Origin of the sequence: Vibrio sp. Vb2960 (genome assembly GCF_033337665.1) — a bacterium.
In the GTDB taxonomy this organism is placed as follows: domain Bacteria; phylum Pseudomonadota; class Gammaproteobacteria; order Enterobacterales; family Vibrionaceae; genus Vibrio; species Vibrio alginolyticus.
In genome coordinates this window covers 42,450-60,453 of the sequence record NZ_JAWORD010000002.1, presented here as the reverse complement: position 1 = coordinate 60,453, position 18,004 = coordinate 42,450, and the positions used below count along the sequence as shown (strand labels likewise).

The 18,004-nt window shown below is 47.5% G+C and carries 12 protein-coding genes; 5 read left to right on the top strand and 7 right to left on the bottom strand.

All coding sequences use genetic code 11. The annotated features are described in order from the left end of the window. Positions 1–107 precede the first annotated feature (107 nt). Together R7O03_RS02290 and R7O03_RS02285 are read left to right on the top strand one after the other, a co-directional pair. On the top strand, positions 108–1,061 hold the full coding sequence (locus R7O03_RS02290) for a M23 family metallopeptidase (protein ID WP_213866680.1): 954 nt from the start codon (positions 108–110) through the stop codon (positions 1,059–1,061). Further along, positions 965–1,417, top strand: coding sequence for a bactofilin family protein (locus R7O03_RS02285; protein WP_080659230.1), 453 nt, complete (start codon positions 965–967; stop codon positions 1,415–1,417). The genes R7O03_RS02290 and R7O03_RS02285 overlap by 97 nt, the downstream gene beginning before the upstream one ends. An 88-nt stretch (positions 1,418–1,505) precedes the next feature. On the opposite strand, the gene R7O03_RS02280 is transcribed toward R7O03_RS02285, so the two are convergent. Beyond that, positions 1,506–4,256, bottom strand: a complete 2,751-nt coding sequence (locus R7O03_RS02280) for a M16 family metallopeptidase (protein WP_258481604.1) — start codon at positions 4,254–4,256, stop codon at positions 1,506–1,508. A gap of 364 nt (positions 4,257–4,620) precedes the next feature. Between R7O03_RS02280 and R7O03_RS02275 the strand changes: the two genes are divergently transcribed. Beyond that, positions 4,621–6,507 (top strand): methyl-accepting chemotaxis protein, encoded by a 1,887-nt coding sequence (locus R7O03_RS02275; protein ID WP_025768674.1) that lies wholly within the window; start codon positions 4,621–4,623, stop codon positions 6,505–6,507. Between the two features lie 117 nt (positions 6,508–6,624). Here R7O03_RS02275 and fecE read toward each other — a convergent pair whose 3' ends face one another. From fecE to R7O03_RS02245, 6 genes are all read right to left on the bottom strand, one after another. Further along, positions 6,625–7,389, bottom strand: coding sequence for a Fe(3+) dicitrate ABC transporter ATP-binding protein FecE (gene fecE / locus R7O03_RS02270; RefSeq protein ID WP_318070926.1), 765 nt, complete (start codon positions 7,387–7,389; stop codon positions 6,625–6,627). A 2-nt stretch (positions 7,390–7,391) separates the two neighbouring features. Continuing rightward, a complete protein-coding gene (locus R7O03_RS02265) occupies positions 7,392–8,363 on the bottom strand; it encodes a FecCD family ABC transporter permease (RefSeq protein ID WP_318070927.1) in 972 nt (323 codons plus the stop codon). Then, positions 8,360–9,319: a FecCD family ABC transporter permease gene (locus tag R7O03_RS02260; RefSeq protein ID WP_373417389.1), complete on the bottom strand. Its 960-nt coding sequence runs from the start codon at positions 9,317–9,319 to the stop codon at positions 8,360–8,362. The genes R7O03_RS02265 and R7O03_RS02260 overlap by 4 nt, the downstream gene beginning before the upstream one ends. 74 nt (positions 9,320–9,393) lie before the next feature. Next, a complete protein-coding gene (locus R7O03_RS02255; protein WP_318070928.1) occupies positions 9,394–10,317 on the bottom strand; it encodes a Fe(3+) dicitrate ABC transporter substrate-binding protein FecB in 924 nt (307 codons plus the stop codon). 101 nt (positions 10,318–10,418) lie between these two features. Continuing rightward, the gene (locus R7O03_RS02250) at positions 10,419–12,554 is read right to left on the bottom strand and encodes a TonB-dependent siderophore receptor (protein WP_318131398.1); all 2,136 of its coding nucleotides are present in this window, start codon (positions 12,552–12,554) and stop codon (positions 10,419–10,421) included. A 120-nt stretch (positions 12,555–12,674) separates the two neighbouring features. Next, positions 12,675–14,711, bottom strand: coding sequence for a TonB-dependent receptor (locus R7O03_RS02245; RefSeq protein WP_025768678.1), 2,037 nt, complete (start codon positions 14,709–14,711; stop codon positions 12,675–12,677). A gap of 250 nt (positions 14,712–14,961) precedes the next feature. On the opposite strand from R7O03_RS02245, the gene R7O03_RS02240 reads away from it, so the two are divergent. Further along, positions 14,962–16,173 carry a hypothetical protein gene (locus tag R7O03_RS02240; RefSeq protein ID WP_318131396.1) on the top strand — a complete coding sequence of 404 codons (1,212 nt, stop codon included), beginning with the start codon at positions 14,962–14,964 and terminating at the stop codon, positions 16,171–16,173. Beyond that, the gene (locus R7O03_RS02235) at positions 16,170–18,002 is read left to right on the top strand and encodes an IucA/IucC family protein (RefSeq protein WP_318131394.1); all 1,833 of its coding nucleotides are present in this window, start codon (positions 16,170–16,172) and stop codon (positions 18,000–18,002) included. The genes R7O03_RS02240 and R7O03_RS02235 overlap by 4 nt, the downstream gene beginning before the upstream one ends. Positions 18,003–18,004: the final 2 nt, after the last annotated feature.

The window sequence follows — 18,004 nt, the reverse complement described above, 5'->3', positions numbered from 1 at the left end:
GACCTGACACTTCTTTCCAATTTGCCTCTGGCGGTCCCTACTCGTTTTCCTTACATTCCTACTAACTCAGTGACGAGACGTATACCAAATACGAGCAATAGAAGACGATGAAAGACCAGTTGACGATCTCTATATCAACTATCAATGGCTCAAGACATTGGTACTTCAGTAAAAGGATGCAACGCAACATAAAAACGTTTTTCGTTTTTTTTGTTGTTGCTCTGGCCGCGACCGTAATCTTAATTCATCACTTGTACACTCGCGTTGATAATGCAGCGTTAAAACAAGCTGAATTGACAGAGTATTCACGCACCATGGGTGAAGAGCTCAGCACACTGAAAACACTTAAATCAGAGCTAGAAAATGACCTTTCAGAACGGGAAGAACGGGTACAACTTGTTTCGGAACGTTTGGGTGAATTAGAGAAAGTGCTTGGGGTTGGAGAACATACCTCGACAAATAACTTGGATGCTAGGCTCGATGCAGCGGCGATAACCTCAAACGTTCGCATGGTGTTATTAAACCAAATACCAAGTGGCTCTCCAGTCGGCAACGTACGGCTATCTTCCGGATTCGGTAAGCGTATCCATCCGGTGACAAAAGTTGCCAAGATGCATCGTGGGCTCGATTTTGCCGTAAATATCGGTACCAAAATTTATGCCCCTGCCGATGGGGTAGTGGAAGTTACCCGCCGCAGTAATAAAGGCTCTGGTAACTTCCTCAGGCTACAACATTCTTTCGGTTTTTCGAGTTCTTATTCGCACTTGAAAGCGTTCAAAGTAAAAAGTGGTCAGTTCGTCAAAAAAGGGCAGCTGATTGCAATTTCCGGCAACAGTGGGCTCTCTTCTGGCCCTCACCTGCATTACGAGGTGCGATTTGTTGGGCGAGCACTGAATCCGAAACCATTTGTCGATTGGAGCCTTAATGATTTCGAAGACATTTTTACTAAGGAGCGAAGAATACGATGGGAATCTTTAATCAAAACAGTGGAACAACGAGTAGCTCAGCAGCTTCAACTCTCATCGCCAAAGGCTGTTCTCTTAGCGGAGAACTCAAAGTAGAAAACGATGTCCAGATTGATGGCATCGTCGATGGTCAAATTAACGTGGAAGGCACTCTCGTTGTCGCAGAAAGCGGGCGAGTAAACGGTGAAATCTACGCTAAACAGCTGATCATTAATGGCATGATGGACGGAAACTGTCACGCAGAACACATTCAAGTACTTGCCAAGGGACGCGTAAGCGGTAGGATCTGGAGCAATAACCTCAGCATTGAACCTGGTGGTAAATTCTTTGGTGAAGCAGCTGAATTACCTGAAAAAGAAGTGGTAACGTTAAAGGGTAAGGCTCAAGACAGTGCGAACACAAAAGAAAACAACACCAACAATGAAAAGCGACTTGCGCGTAAATCAGCATAAAACGCTCTGATTAAAGTGCTTAAAAAAGACGGCTTTCACGCCGTCTTTTTTATTACTATTGCCACGATTTTCGTCAGAAACTACGTGATTATTCGGCCGGATTTAAAACCATCACCGAGCGTTTTGCTTGTGGACCAAAAGCTGATTTTGCATGCGCTTTCACTTCATCTAACGTCACACTCTTAGCCACTTTCTCAACGTCAAGCAACACATCGACGCCGTAATCATGCACCAAATAACGAGTATATGCCCATGATCTCTGTGCTGGGTTGTCATCCAATCCTTGCATCGCGACTGCCAGTTGTTTCGCGGCCGTATCCACTTCTTTTTGGGTAATATTTGACGCTAAACCATCAAACACTTTGCCCAGTTTACTCTCTAAAAGTGCCACGTCTTCGGGCTCAACTTGAGACTCCAAGAGCCAATCAGAGATGGGTTCGCGATCTTGTGTCATGGTGTAAATGCTCGGGCTGTAATCAAGGCTAGACTCTTCTCGCACAATATCCAAAACACGTGCATTACTAATACGTTGCAAAATATCTTCGATAACCGTGTCTCTTGCCGTACGTTGGTAATCGCTCGTATTAGTCAAACGCATTACATACAACGATGAAGGTTCATGCCCATCCGCAACCACAGTTCGCTCCGGCACTTCCGGGTTAAACGCAACGTGATAATCAATCGAACGACTCGGTTTCATTTCGATAGAGGCCACATACTTACGCAAAAGTGGTGTAATTTCTTCCGGCTCTACGTTTGCAACAATAACCATCTTAAAACCATCATTGGTTTTGAAAAGTTGCTCATGCACCGCTAGTACCTGCTCGGAAGTCACTTGTTCAACATCATCACTGGACACTATACGATGACGACTCCCCGGCAAATAAGAATTGCCGTTTGCTTTTTGAATCAGTTTTCCCATCGGTGATTCAAAAAAAGCGCCGCTCTGCTGTTTAAACTCTTGCTTCGCTGCTGCCATCTGGCGCTCGTCGACTTTAATCTCCGTCGCTAGGTTGTATAGTCCATTCAAAGCATCAGTTAGGTGCGTATTTGGCGCCGTAATTTGAGCTCCGTGACTGGTCGCATCAAGCATCGCGCCAAGCGCAATGTTGTTTTTGCGTAAGTAGCTATCTAGCTCTGAACCAGAAAATGCCCCTAACCCGCTGCGTATTGCCGTTGTTGCTGCGATTTCATAAGCGGCATACAACGTCGGATCAACAGCGGCTTTACCACCTTGGCTCGCATAGTAAATATACGCTCGACCACCCGCTTTAGTATCTTTTTGGAACCACACTTCGATACCGTTTGATAGCGTATAGACTTGAAAACCACCCGCTTCCTGACGCATGCTCGTGATGCTGCCTTCCTGGGTAGGCTTTAAGAATCCATCCACTTTGTCATACATCTCTAGCGGTTTTTCGCCAGTTTGAAGATAGGCACTGTTTAGAGCGGCAAATACACCGTTGAACTGCTCTGACGTTTCGCTTTTCCCCAAACCAATAAAAAAGCTTGGCTGCTGAGATAATAAAGCCGTCAATTGTGTGTTAATGCTCTCTAAATTCTCGTTGTTGATGAATTCTGCCAAACTCTGGGCGTAATTCTCTTTTGATTGGCTGACACTGTCTTGTCCAATTTGAAAAACACGTGCTTCTGCGTAACTGTTTGGCTTGCGCTGACTCCAATCTGAATCAATATTTGCAAGTTCACCTTGCCAATTTGACATAACGCTATCTAACTCGGATTGAGTCGCACCATAATCTCTTAACGACGCCAAGGTACGAATGAAAGTCTGGTGCATTTGTTCGCGGCGATCTGGTGCAAACGAAATCCCTGCCGACATCATACGCTGATAGTTAGAGTAATAGGGCTCTGCATAAGCGTATTGAAAAGGTTCAGCGGCATCACTGAGTACACGGATCAAACGCTGTTGAATGAGTTGTGTTGCGACTTCATCACGCCACACTTCATGTTGTTGCTCAATCGTCGTGCCGCCACTTAGACCACGCTCAATCACTAAATGAAGACTTGGTGATTCCATCGTGTTACTTGGCAAGATTCTGTTTTCGTTGTTCACTCGAATATCACGGCGCTTCTCTATTACCGTATCCGAGGTACTTTCCCAGTTCGAGAACTTGCTTTTGATAATCTTGGACAGTGAATCTACGTCGATATTACCAGTCACAATCAACTCGGCATTTTGTGGCTGGTACCATTTGTCGTAAAACGCCTTTAACTTACTTGAGGAAGCGTTTTGAATCGCTTCGCGAGTACCAATTGGGTCATGTTCACCATACATAGTGCCTTCAATCGAGGCTTGGTAAGCATGCATAGAAAAGGACTTATCATCCGGATTGGCGCGTCGCCATTCCCCGAGAATCACCCCTTTTTCTTTCTCTACTTGCTCAGGAGCAAACTCAAGTCCGTTACCGATATCTCTCATCCACTTCAGGGCATCTTCTAGCTTCGTATTATTCGCAAGGTCAAGTTGGTAAGACGTTTGCTGATAACTGGTAAAAGCGTTGATATCAGCGCCAAAGCTACCACCAGATTGCTCAAAAAGTTTGACAACGTCGTTACCGGTAAAATGCTCACTACCATTAAACGCCATATGCTCAACAAAGTGAGCGTAACCCTTTTGAGAAGATGTTTCTTGGAATGAGCCGATATTCATCACCAAACGGACCGAGACTTCTTGGTCTTCTGTTGGATAGAGATGGTATTTCATACCGTTCGATAACTGGTCCACGTGCCAGTTGGCGTCAGGTTGAATCGGCGTCGACTGTTGTATCAGAGCACACCCTGACACTAATAACGCGGGGACTAACAATATACTGCGCATAACGATTGCCCATAACAATGATTAAGCTAATCAATATATATCCGGTGCTATAACCTTCACATTTTTAATGGATTATCAGACACGCAAATGTGATAAAGATCACCATTTATTGAAATCAATTCTCATTTACAAAAATCGACAAATCCTTACTTTACAAATACATAAATAATATCGTTCCAAATCCTTTTGCTTATTTGGTGTAAAACTCAAATTCGCGACATGGAGTCAGTATTTATTTTGAGCAATAAAATATAATTATTGAACAGATTCGAATCTGACTTTCTGCTGCATATTCAACAGCGCAGAGAGCACTGATGAGAATAAAAACACAACAACTATTATTCAAAGATCTATTATTCGCTTTATGTTCAAAAATCTATCATTAAAAAACAAACTGGCAATCTCTGCCAGTGCCGCCATCATTCTAGGGGGAGTGCTGGTAGAGGGGCTGTCTTTTCGAGATTCATTAAATAGGCTCGATGTCGAAGTCGCACAGCGACTAGAAAGCACTAGCGCATCTTACAATCAATACGTAAAGGACTGGCTACTCTCTAAAGAGCGCGCACTAACGTCACTCTCTTCTGATTCAGAGAAACGTTCTCTGGTTACGCATTTGAAACAAGTCCGAGACTCTGGCGCGTTCGATAACGTTTTCCTCGCTTACCCGGACGGGTCACAAGACAACGCTAATGGGGTGGTTTTGCCACCAGGTAATAACGACCCTCGTAAGTGGGGTTGGTACACCAATGCAATCGCCAACCCATCGAAAGTCTTTATGGATAACCCAACCGTCGCAGCAGCCACGGGGGCTAACGTCGTGTCGCTCGGTAAAGCCCTGCAATTGCATGGTCAAACCGTCGTTCTGGGTGCTGACGTAGAGATCGGTGATATCCTGAACAGCCTGAACCAAGTGATCCTACCGGGTGAAGGTTATATGTTTATTGCCAATGAACAGGGCAATATTTTCACTCATAACAACGGTAAACTGCTGAATCAACCGGTTAGCAAGCTAGGCCTCAACAACAACGACATTACGTCTGCCGCACGTTCAGGTACAGAGCGTCGCGTCTCTATTAACGGCACCGAATATGTGATTTACGCGCGCCACATAGAGGGTACCAAGCTCACAACAGTGACGGTGTTAGATCAAAACTCGTTGGTTGCCCCACTCTACGATGCTGTTTGGGATCAGATCATCGCAACCACCATCGTCGTCGTTATCTGCGTAGCTTTGTTTAATCTGCTATGTAACATCTTGTTCCGTCCGCTCTACAACGTTTCGAATGCGCTTGCACAAATCGCAAACGGTAGCGGCGACCTAACTCAACGCATCAAAGTAGAAAACCGTGACGAAGTTGGTGAGCTGGCTGAAAACTTCAACCAGTTCGTTGAAAGTTTGCAGCAACTTATTGGTCACATTCGTCACCAAGCGGAAGAACTGAGCCAACAATCGGAGCTGAGCACGAATCGCGCGAATCAATCGGTTTCCGATCTGAACCATCAGCAACAAGAAATCACGATGGTGGCGACCGCTGTGACTGAAATGGCATCGGCAACGCAAGAGATTGCAGCACATGCAGAGCAGACGGCTAAAGCCGCTCAAGACTCTTCAGCGAGCACACAAAATGGTCATGAGTTAGTGATCAACTCCAAGTCATCCATCAACAATTTGTCTTCTGAAGTCAACCAAGCGAGCGTTGTCATCGGCGAGCTCAACCAGCACGCGCAAGACATCTCAACCGTACTATCAACGATTCGAGACATCGCAGAACAAACCAACTTACTGGCTCTGAATGCGGCGATTGAAGCGGCGCGTGCAGGTGAACAAGGTCGCGGTTTTGCCGTTGTTGCAGACGAGGTTCGCGTGCTATCACAACGCACACACACCTCAACCGAAGAGATTCGCTCGACGATCGAGACTTTGCAGCAAACCACACAACGCGCTGTGACCATCATGGATACAAGCTCTCAGCTCGCGCAAGGTTCGGTGGAAGATGCAGATCGCGCAGCACTGGCTCTGGATGAAATCAACGCGGCCGTTGCGCTGATCAGCGATATGGCAACGCAAATTGCGACAGCCGCCGAAGAGCAAACGCACGTAACCAATGAAATCACGCAAAACGTCACGTCCATTAAAGATGTGACCGATCACTTGGTAGTTGGTGCCGAAGAATCGATGAATCAATCTGCTGAGCTGAAATCGCAAGCTGAGGATCTCAACTCGAAAGTGGCAACGTTTAAACTGGCTTAAACGCCACATTAAGGACGCTCTTAAAAACAACAAACCCCGCTAGCGACTTTGTTACTAGCGGGGTTTGTTTTTATGGATCGACGTTTTTATTGCAGATAGCTTTCGAAAGACGTAAACCTACACCGCCACACACATCGGCGTGCCTGAGATTGGGTCGTTAAATACTCTCGCTTGTAAATCAAACACCGATGCCAACATACCTTCTGTCAGTGCCTCTTGCGGCGTTCCCTGCGTGACTAACTGACCTTTTTCCAACACCACCAAATGATCGCAGTAACGGCACGCTTGGTTTAGATCGTGCAGCACTACGACCACTGTTTTGCCTTTGTCGTTCATCTGCCTCATGAGTTTCATCAGCTCAACTTGGTGAGAGAGATCCAAGTAAGTGGTTGGCTCATCAAGCATCACTACGTCGGTATCTTGCGCCATTACCATCGCAATCCACGCCCTTTGCCTTTGACCGCCAGACAGCGATTCAACTGGCTTGTCAGCAAACTCAATCACGCCAGTATCTTGCATTGCTTGCTCGACCAAAGCTTTGTCTTGTTGACTTAACCTACCCCAATGAGAGAGATAAGGCGAGCGGCCATATTCGACCAGTTTTCTGACGGTAATACCTTCAGGACTGACAAGAATCTGCGGCAGCAAAGACAACGAACGCGCCAAGCGTTTATCACCGTAGCTGCTTAGTGGTTTGTCGTCATACAACACTTGGCCAGAAGCAGGTTTATTGATGCGTACCAAGGTTTTTAATAGTGTCGATTTACCGCAACCATTTGGACCAACTAGTGCGGTAATTTTACCTTGAGGAATCGACAAAGAGAGATCTGGAATGATGGTCTGTTTGCCGTACGCGACGGATAAGTTCTGCGTTCGTAACATGCTTACCAACCTCTATAACGATACAAAAGAAAAATGAAATATGGTGCGCCAATAACAGATGTCAGCACTCCCGCTGGTAGCTCAATTGGTGGCTGTAAGCCTCTCGCTAAACCATCGGCGCAAATCACCAACAAAGCGCCAAGGGTTGCAGCGGCTGGAATCAACAACTTGTGGCTGTGGCCAAACAGCAAACGCGCAAGATGCGGCGCAAGCAGGCCAACAAAGCTGATCGTGCCTGCCACAGACACACTGATGCTCGCCAATAACACGGCAGCAATCAGCGCAAGAATTTGGGTCTGTCTTGGTTTCATGCCAAGCGTAGTAGCGCTTTCTTCTCCCAGTCCCATAACATCTAGCCGCCAAGCCAGCCAAAACGCCAATGACAGTAGCAGCAATAGAGCACTCCAAATAAACGGCACTTGTTGCCAGTTTCGTCCCCACAAACTGCCGGTTAGCCATACCATCGCCGTGTTGATTTCGATAGGGTGCACAATCAGAAGAAAATCGATACCGCTGGCTAAAAATGCGCTGACAGCAACACCAATCAGCGCCAAACGTGCTGGTGTTGGTTTCGACCAGTAAGCCAGCACAGCAATAAAGCCAGCAGCAAGCAAGCCTCCCGCCATGGCGACCATCGGCAACATTGCCACTGGCGCATTCGGATACAGCACCAAACAAGCGGTAGCCGCCAGTCCTGCTCCGGCGCTTATCCCCATTAAATCTGGTGAGGCAAGTGGATTACGGATGACGCCTTGAACTAAAACGCCTGACAGCCCCAACCCAGCGCCCACGCCAATGGCGAGCAACATTCTCGGTAATCGATATTGGTGAATCACAAAGTCCGAGTCAGAGAAAGAAAACAGTAATGCAAAAACCTGTTGAGCCGACATGTTCGCCGCGCCAACAAACAGCGTGAGAGAAGACGCAATCAGCAACAATCCAACTAATGCAAACAGTTTGGTTTGATTCATCATGATGATTTCCTCATTGCAATCGCGATAAAGCAAGGTGTGCCCAACAGCGCGGTAATCACGCCCACTGGCGTTTCAGCCGGAAAGGCAATCGCGCGTGATAAAGCATCTGACCACGTCACCAATGCCGCGCCACACAAGGCGGAAACCGGAATGAGAATGTGATAGTTGTGACCAACAATCGGGCGTACCAAGTGCGGCACTAACAACCCGACAAAGCCAATTGGTCCAGCAATCGCTACGCTAGTTCCTGCCAACAGCACAACCGCTAAACCACTGATTAATCGCGTAAGACGAATGTTACCACCCAACCCGACAGCAACTTCGTCCCCCAACGCGAGTAAATTTAAGTTTCGCGCTAAGCCCATGGCGAGCACCAAACCTAAAGTCGCAAAAGGCCACAGTTGCTGCCACTGCTCAGAATCTACCGCGGAGAGTGAACCCGTTAACCAATGCAACACGCTGTAAGCCATGTCATCCGCCAAAATTACCGACGCACGAGTTAACCCTATCAGCAACGCACTGATGGCAATGCCCGCTAGCACTAAACGCAATGGGTGAGAACGCGCGGAGAAAAAACCGCCCAACAACATGACCGCACCACCACTTAGTAGCGCGCCGAGTACTGCGTTGATGATTGGGTTCAATTGACTAAAGAATGGTACGCCGATGGACGCCAAGGCCATAAAACACGCCGCACCTGCATTAATGCCGAGAATGGATGGCGACGCCAAAGGGTTACGAGTCAATCCTTGCATCAGCACTCCGGATACCGCAAGCGAAGCGCCAATTAATAACCCAGCATAGGTACGAGGCGCACGCAGCGTCGCGAGGATTTGATGCAGCATATTGCCCTCATCAAACGCAAACCAATAGCTTGTCAGATCATTAACGCTCAAAGAAAAGTTGGACCAGCCAATCATTGAGGCTGCATAGCCTGAGAGCGTACACAACGCCATAGCACAGACAAACAAGCTCGCTTTCCAATGCGATTTGCTAACCGAAGACGCGCTTTCCGAGCTTATCGCCGAACTCATGAGCGCTCCAATAACGCTTCAAGATTGCGGGCAATTTCTTCCGCAGCCAACATGCCGCGATTTAACGACCACAGTTCAGGAGATACCTCAACAAGTTGCTGTTTTTTCGCAGCGGTTAGCAGCTTAAATAATGGGTTTTTTCGCCACTCATCCACAATATTTGGTTGAGAGTAAAGTCCAACTAACAACCAATCAGGGTTGGTTTTTAGTAAAAGTTCGAAACTGGTTGGGATATACGCTTTTTGCTCAGATGGAGCCAGCGGGCTTTGGATGCCCAGCGTACTCAAAACGCCCCCAGCGTAAGAAACCGGGCTATGCAGCCACATCCCTTTGTCAGAAACCACACCAAACTGAATGGTTTCTTGTGTTGCAAAATGCTGTTTGAACTCCGCCATTGTCTGTTTGTGCTGCTCAATTCGTTGTGTCATTTTCGCTTGTTTGCCAATTGCCACGCCGATTTTGTGTGCGGATTCGAGATTTTCTTGATATGTCTCACCACGGCTTTTTAACAGCAAAGTTGGCGCAATTCGCTGCAAATCTTGATAAATCGCGCGATGACGTTCTGCATCAGCAATGATCAAATCCGGCTTGAGCACCGCAATAGCCTCTAAACTCGGTTGTGAGCGCATGCCGACCGATCGCCAAGGTTCAATCTTGGCGCGAACAGCAGGGATAACTCGTGTGGCATCGTTGTCATCGGCGACGCCTACAGGTGAGACATCGACTGCCGCTAATGCATCGACAAACGAAAATTCTAAAACCACAATACGTTGAGGTATCGCTTCTAGCTCAAAAGTGCCTTGCTCATCTTGCACGCTGCGCACCTGAGAAAATGCGCTAAATGACATCAAAGCTGAGCTCAGTAGCATCAGCAAAACGGTTGAAAAGTGTTTGATCGTAAATTGTTTTTTATTTTTCATCTTGCTTTTTTCCAGTGTTAAGAGTTTTCCAGTACCTAAGATCGGCAAAGTCGCCAAGGTAAATTGGCGACTTTTCTTTTCAAACTCGGTGAACGAAACTCTTAAAACTGATAGTTCAGATCCAGTGTGTAAGAGCGTCCCGGAGCTGGGTACCGACCAACTGGGCTTGTATCAATCCCGCGGAAGTAATACTCCTCGTCAAACAAGTTGTTCACCGCAACATTCATGCGTAACTTGCCTTTGTCGTCTTTGTATAAATCCGTCCCCAAGTTGAAGTTCCACACCATGTAAGATGGTACTTTACCCGTTGCGCCTGTTGCATCTTCGGCACTGGTGTTGGCGTTATCGGTATACGAATCACTGAAGTAGAAGCCCGATAGCGTGGTGTCCATGCCGTAAAATGCGTAGGTTGCATCCCAACCAAGCTGATGCTTAGAGGTGTAAGGCAGTTGATTACCTTTATTCTCACCTTCTTCTTCAAGCGTAGCGTCTAGATAGTTATAGCTTGCGCCTAAACTCAGTGCAGGTAGTGCTTCAGGCACGTAACGAGCAGAAAGCTCTAAACCTTGGTGAAGGGTTCTACCTATATTTTCAGACGTATTTGTCGCACTCCGCCACTGCAACTGATCCTTAAAGTCAATGCGATACAAAGCTGCATTGAAGCTTGTTGAATCTTGAACATACCGAACGCCAAGTTCGTAGTTCCAAGCCAACTCACTGCTTTCCTTACCGACCCCTCGAACATTAACAAGCTGAGGAACGCGAAGAGATTTCTGCGCATTGGCATAGCTCAGCCATTGTTCATTCCAGTTATATGCGATCGTCACACCAGGCAATAATTCAGTCACCTTGTTTCCAGATTCTTGCCCGCTGCCCAAATCTTTATAGGACATATCAACAAATTCATAACGAAGTCCGGGCGTGACTTTTAATGCACCATTAAACAACCCGACTTCGTTGCTCACATATCCTGCGTACGCATCGGTATCAAGGTGCCAGTTTCGCGGTACATTTGTGGCTCCGCCTGACACTGGTGTTTGTGTCACTTTATATTGAATGTCTTCATTAATGTAACGAGTCCCTATAATCCAGTTTTGCGTAATGGCACCTCCATCAACAAAAACAGCAAGCTTTGGTTCGATACCATAAACACGGAACTCTCGTGGTGAAGTACTTACTTTCGTAGAAGGCAAAGCCGGATCAGCCCAATGGCCACCCGCGCTGTTAAAGCCCCACTTGAAAAGACGCTCTGACTTATGGCCAAACGTTAGCACTTCTAGCTCAGCACTGTCGGCAAATGGCAAATCGTGGATGTACTTAACACTCCAGCGCGTCGACTTACCTTCATAATCATCGTAAGGACGTTTCGATTGGTGACGATCTTGCTCGTAATCTTGTGGCGAAAGTGCGCCCGGCATTTGCGTTTCAGCATCGTAACGTTGCAGGAATGCTTGAATCTCTTGAGTGTCACTCAATAGCCACTGTGCTTTAGCTTGAAAGTTCTTCACGTCCGTATCGGAATGTTCACGGAAGCTTTCGCCTTTTAGGAAGTTACCCTCCAACTGCAGCGCGAATGTGTCGCTTAACCAGCCGCCCGTGCGCAGGTAAAAATCATTCAGTGGCGCATCACCGCCATCAAACACGGTAAGGCGGTTACTGATTTCAGTTTGCCACGTGTGTGGAATCGGTTTGGTCACTAAGTTGATCACACCACCGACGTTGTTTGGGCCGTACTGTACTGCGGCACCACCGCGTACAATGTCAATACGATCAAGCATCGACAGTGTTGCTGGGAAGATAGACTGACCAGTGTGACCATATGGCGCAAGTGTTAGCGGTACACCATCCATCAAAAACTGAGCATGACCACTACGGCTTGCTTTCAAACCACGTACGGAAATGTTAGGCAATACGCCCGTTCCGCTTTCATCCTGAACTTTAATACCCGGCACGCGCTGCAGCGCGTTATCAATCGAACCTGCGGCGGTTTTCTCAATTTGATCACGGGTAATGACGGTACGAGCACCAGGGTACTCTTTGACGTCTTCAATTTCAGAGTTACCAATCACACTACCAGTGACAACGACAGTTTCCATCGCGGTAGTTTGTTCTTTTTTAGCAGGAGCGGCAACCGCGCTCATGGATGTGGCAGAAGCGATTGCAATCGCTAGCACACTGTAAGTGGTAGACAAACCAGCACGTACACGCACTTTACCATCCAAATTCTGGTAAGACATTAAGATCTCCTTTGCGAGAAATTGAGCCTCGGGCAGAATACATCCCGTAGGCTCTCGGGGCTAAACATCCTCAATATGAGGAAAAAATCGGCTAACAGGCGCTAACTACGCACAAAAAGCCTAGAACTGATATCCGTAGCTGAGCATGAACTCGGCTGGTGCGCCGTAGCCAATCTGGTTTAAGCCAGACGTGCCGTTTGTTGCGCCAAGAATGTATTTCTCATCCAAAATGTTGTAAGCGTTCGCTTGGATTTTGTGACGACCAGTGGTGTACGCCGCCATCAAATCCACCGTTGTGTAATCGCCAAGTGCGACGGCTTCGTCGTTACCTGCGTAACGGTCGCCCACGTACTTCACACCACCGCCTAAACGCCAGTTGTCATCCAATTGGTAAGTGCTCCAAAGAGAGAACAAGTGGTCTGATACATCGTTAGGCTTTTTGCCTGTGGCTTTGTCTTCCGCATCTAAGTAGCTGTAACCCACAGAGATGTCCCACTGTTTGGTGATTTGGCCGCGAGCCTCTAATTCAATGCCTTGGTGACGCACTTCAATTTTATCGATCACATCGCCGTCCACGTTAGTTTGTGGTTGCTCTTGATCAATCTGGAACAGTGCCGCATTCAACATTAATGCGTTATCCAAAAGGTACGCTTTCGCACCCACCTCTTTTAAGTCGGTGTGGAAGAATTCCGCCAATTTTGGATTGATGTAGATACCAGCGTACGGTAACTGCCAAGAGCGCGCTAAACTGGCGTATACGGATGTGTCGGAATTGATGCGGTATACCAAACCAGCACGGTAGCTGACTTTGTCATCATCCAATTTTTCCTTATCTGAGCCCGCTTTTTGTTGTTCTAGCTCCATCGAGTCGTAACGCACGTTACCGATCAAAGAAAGGTCACCCCACGTATAGACGTCTTGCACATACAAACCTGTCGTGGTGGTGGTATTGTCACGAAATGGCTTAAAGCCCGGATCAGGCGTTGGACCAACGACTGGGTCGTAGATATTTTGCGGAGGAAGCGTTTTGTCACTTGCCAACGTTAGGTCGATATCGATCTGGTTGAAATCTGCACCCACCATCAATTGATTGTCCCTGGTTTCCCAAACCAACTCAGATTGTAAAGTGGTCGTAGTACGTGGATCGTAACCAAAGTTGTTAACGGTTTGAGACACTTCATTACCCGTCACTTTGCCCTGACGCGTGCCTTTTTGCTCAAGTTCGATATGGTTGAACGCCGCTCGGTTGTTCCATACCCATTGATCATTCAGACGCCATTCGTAATCCACCGCAATACGGAGACTGTCTGACTCCTGATAGTCGTTTGTGCCGCCAAAGTAAGTGCTTACTGGCAAATCAACTGGCTTGCCATTTTTTGATGGCACACCACGATACGGCACTAGTTCTTGATGGGCGTATTCCACGTCAATATCAATGGTGTGACCTTCCGCTGGTAACACACGAATGGTCGGTGCAATGAAGAAATCGTTTGAATCAACATGATCAACGTACGAGTCGGCTTGACGGTATTCCAAGTTAATACGCCCGTTGACCTTATCTGTAAACGCCATTGAGCTGTCGACCTGACCAACATATTGGTTGTTGCTGCCTACACTACCGTTTACGTGAGTAAAATTCTCACCGTTAGCGCGTTTCGTCACCAAGTTGATGATGCCCCCAGCCGAGCCACGGCCATACAATGCGCCCGCAGGGCCTTTCACAATTTCAACGCGTTCAACGTTCGCTAAGCTGCGGTAAGACTGCAACGTACCGTCATCTCGCAAGCCATCACGATACATATCGTTGAGTGAATCAAAACCGCGAATCATGAACTGGTCACGGCTGCCTTCGCCCAAGGTGTTATTGACCCCGGCTACCCCATCTAGCGCATCCACTAAACGCACCGCGCCTCGGTCTTGCATTTCTGTTTTCGTTACTACAGATACCGCTTGTGGCACATCAAGCCATTCCACATCGGTTTTGGTGCCTGATTGAGGCATGTGTTCAGCATAACCTTCGTACTGATGACCGAAGACTTGAATCGTTTCAGTTGCTGATGAGGTTGAGTTCGTCTCTTCTGAAGCCACTGCGCTTGGTGCTACTAGTGAAGAACCAATCGCGACCGCCAAGGGGGTCAGGGTCAATAATTTATTCATTCCATAATTCCGTTTAGTTGTTATAAAGCCAACGGATGGAAATAAGAACAAATATTATTTCTATTTGCAATATTAATTTTATGCTCTATATTTATTTACCCTAAAAACACAACTAACAACAAAAAAAACCAAACATAATAACAATAAACACTAAAACTTCTGCCCTCCGTCTCGCGAGAGGCACATTGGAAGACGACCGTGAGCGACTTTATCAACGTTAGAAGAAAATGTTAGAAAATTAGGAAAGCTCATGAAATCTACGATGATTATCGTAAGTCATGTCGTTAACGATGCAGTCACTCACGGCTTCGTGCCTGCAGCTAAAGCGATGGACCTTCACGTCGTTCTTATCACCGACCATAAGCTCAGCCATTTAGAGTTGGCGAGTCGTGATAGTCACTTTAATCCGGATACCATTCTAGAATGTGATGTCTTCAACCCATTAGAACTCATCGAAACCATCACGGAGAATGAACTAAAGCCAGACGCTGTTTTCAGCAATAGTGATCACTTACAAACTTCCACCGCCATCTGCGCGCAATTTTTTGGTCTACCAGCCAAAGATTGGTCTGTCACGTTAAAGGCCAAAAACAAACACTTAACTCGACAAGTGTTAAATGAAAAATCCTTACCCAACACACAAAGCTGTTTGCTGCATCGCCATTCGAATGTGGCATTAGGCATGGCCTTCCCTGTCGTAGCAAAACCCAAAGAAGGCGTGGCAAGTATAGATGTACAGCGCTGTGACTCCCAAAGCGAGCTCGATGCATACTGCGATACGTTTTGGCAAAAGCACCCAAACGCCACCATTCTGGTGGAGCAGTTTCTTCAAGGACCGTTGGTTACGCTCGAAACTTTAGGAGATGGTAACCAACTTATCGCCGTGGGCGGTTTTGATGTGTCGCTCTCTGAGCCGCCTTACTTCATCGAAACCGCCGCAGACTGGAACGGACCAAACGGCATTGCTCACCGAGAAGCTTGCTTGGCTCAACTGAAAGCGTTCGGCGTTGGTTTTGGAGTTTGCCACAGCGAATTTATCATTACGGAAAACGGCCCAGTTCTGGTGGAAATTAACTACCGCAGTATTGGAGATGGCCGCGAATTCTTGCTCAACAATCTCGCTCACTTTGGTTGGTTTAGCACAATTTTGGGTCTGCATTTGGGCCGAAGATTGGACGGCGATTACCAAATTCATGGCTCAGCACACGTGCACTATGTGGTTGCGGATCACAGTGGTGTGATTGATGGAGATTCAACCTCCTTCATCCAACACGATGGCGATGTCATCACCCAGCAGCAAGTACTAAAAAACGCGGGAGAACTCTTCCAACAGAGTTATTCCAACAAGGATTATCTCGCCCGAATTTCGATTGTCTCGCCATCGGGGAGAAACCTCGACCAAGCACTGCAGAACGCGCTTAACAATTTCAATCTAGCTCCGACTCGTGAGGTGGCAGCATGAATGACAACGCTTTGTATCTAACGCAACGATTGATCGACACTTGCTTGCGCGAAGACATGTTTGGCATTTTGTCGAAGGCCAAGTTCAGTAGCGACGCGCCAAAAGGGGTAATTGTTCCTCAAGACGAGCAAGTCTGGCTGATATTTGCCAACTCTGATTTCACGTTGTATTTACCCGTTGCGCCAACGTATTACATGCAGCACTGGCGCTACGGTCACGCCAATGACGAAACACCACAAGGTTGGTGGGTGGAGAAAAATGGCCAAGTCGAGCATCAACAGCATTACAAAGAGTGGATTGCGCTACTAACGACACTGGCGCATGAGAGCTCTCACGAGTTGCTGGCGGGATACCTTCAAGAACTGGAATGTGCAGAGAAACACAAAGCGCTGTGTGACCAAGCGTTTCATCATCACGCAGACCACATTTCTCAACCAATATCCGAGCTTGGTTCTTGGCATAAAAAGCTGCTGCTAGCCGACCAGATCGCTTCTTACCTTGACCATCCGTACTATCCAACTGCGCGGGCGAAGTTTGGTCTGAGCGATGAAGACCTTGCTAAGTACGCGCCCGAGTTTGCACCAAGCTTTGCTCTGCATTGGATTGCGATTGAAAAATCACTGGTGACATTAACCAGCGAACAACCTGATTGCTGGCCGACCATGGAGCAAGTTGGGCTTCCTGCTGATTTTGCACTGAGCCACGTTCTGTTCCCTGCACATCCGCTCACCCTGCGATCTTTAGAAGCCTTACCCGAAGGTGTGATAGAAGCGCCGTTTACGTACCTAGACGTGACGCCAACGCTTTCCGTTCGTACTGTGGTAGTCAACGACGCGCCGCATATTCACATCAAAGTTCCGCTGATCATGCGATCGCTAGGCACGAAAAACATTCGCTTAATCAAGCCTTCAACACTGTATGACGGCCACTGGTTTGAACGCCTACTCAGCCACCTTGAACAAACGGACGCCGACTTAAACAGTCGCTTGTTCCATTGCAACGAAAAGCACGGTGGACACGTCGGCGAGGATAAAACCTTCGCGTACATCGTACGTGAGTACCCACTTACTCATTGCGAAGACAAAGCGTTAGTTCCGGTTGCAGCACTGGCTAGCCCAATGCCTGATGGTCGCTTGTTCTTAGAACATTTGGCGGAGCAGTACTATCAACAAGATACGCTGGCGTGGTTCAAAGATTACGTCGACCTATTATGCCAAGTACACCTTACCTTGTGGCTGCGTTATGGTATCGCATTGGAGTCCAACCAACAAAACGCCATCGTTGCATTTGATCAACAGGGCAAAATGACGCTCGCGATGAAAGACAACGACGCGGCGCGAATTTGGCCTGAGCGCTTCCACTTTGCAACAGAGCATGCTGCCCAAAAACACGGCGCAGGAACAAATCCCGTGGATTGTGATGAACTGCTCGACCAACGCATCAAAGTCGACAATGAATTGGCGCTCGGTCAGATGTTTACCACCATCACATTACAACTGGATATTGCAGCGATTGTAGAAGCCATGGCAGCGAAGTGCATTGCCTCTTCAGCATCGCTTTACGCCATCGTGGCCAAAAGCATTGCAGAGCAACTCAACCGATTGGAAGGCGAAGGGTTAGAGACAAAACTGGCACGCGAGTTACTGCAAGAAGCTCCTGATTTGTACGCCAAGTACTTGTTGAGCTCTGGCAGTTTGCTCTCGAAAGAAGCCTCCGGCGCGAGCGACATCAATAAGTTCTATGGTTTGTCGGCTCCGAACTTCTTGCTGCTTTCTAGCGAAGAAGCGCAACGCGCCTACTTAGAAGCCATCAAAAAAAGCGTACGTTAAAC

Bases quoted from the DNA above. Each gene is read 5' to 3' on its own strand.
- fecE (WP_318070926.1), bottom strand. From the start codon at position 7,389: ATGTTACGAACGCAGAACTTATCCGTCGCGTACGGCAAACAGACCATC.
- R7O03_RS02250 (WP_318131398.1), bottom strand. From the start codon at position 12,554: ATGTCTTACCAGAATTTGGATGGTAAAGTGCGTGTACGTGCTGGTTTG.
- R7O03_RS02285 (WP_080659230.1), top strand. From the start codon at position 965: ATGGGAATCTTTAATCAAAACAGTGGAACAACGAGTAGCTCAGCAGCT.
- R7O03_RS02280 (WP_258481604.1), bottom strand. From the start codon at position 4,256: ATGCGCAGTATATTGTTAGTCCCCGCGTTATTAGTGTCAGGGTGTGCT.
- R7O03_RS02290 (WP_213866680.1), top strand. From the start codon at position 108: ATGAAAGACCAGTTGACGATCTCTATATCAACTATCAATGGCTCAAGA.
- R7O03_RS02255 (WP_318070928.1), bottom strand. From the start codon at position 10,317: ATGAAAAATAAAAAACAATTTACGATCAAACACTTTTCAACCGTTTTG.
- R7O03_RS02275 (WP_025768674.1), top strand. From the start codon at position 4,621: ATGTTCAAAAATCTATCATTAAAAAACAAACTGGCAATCTCTGCCAGT.
- R7O03_RS02240 (WP_318131396.1), top strand. From the start codon at position 14,962: ATGAAATCTACGATGATTATCGTAAGTCATGTCGTTAACGATGCAGTC.
- R7O03_RS02265 (WP_318070927.1), bottom strand. From the start codon at position 8,363: ATGATGAATCAAACCAAACTGTTTGCATTAGTTGGATTGTTGCTGATT.
- R7O03_RS02235 (WP_318131394.1), top strand. From the start codon at position 16,170: ATGAATGACAACGCTTTGTATCTAACGCAACGATTGATCGACACTTGC.
- R7O03_RS02245 (WP_025768678.1), bottom strand. From the start codon at position 14,711: ATGAATAAATTATTGACCCTGACCCCCTTGGCGGTCGCGATTGGTTCT.
- R7O03_RS02260 (WP_373417389.1), bottom strand. From the start codon at position 9,319: ATGGCGTTGTGTACGCTCTCAGGCTATGCAGCCTCAATGATTGGCTGG.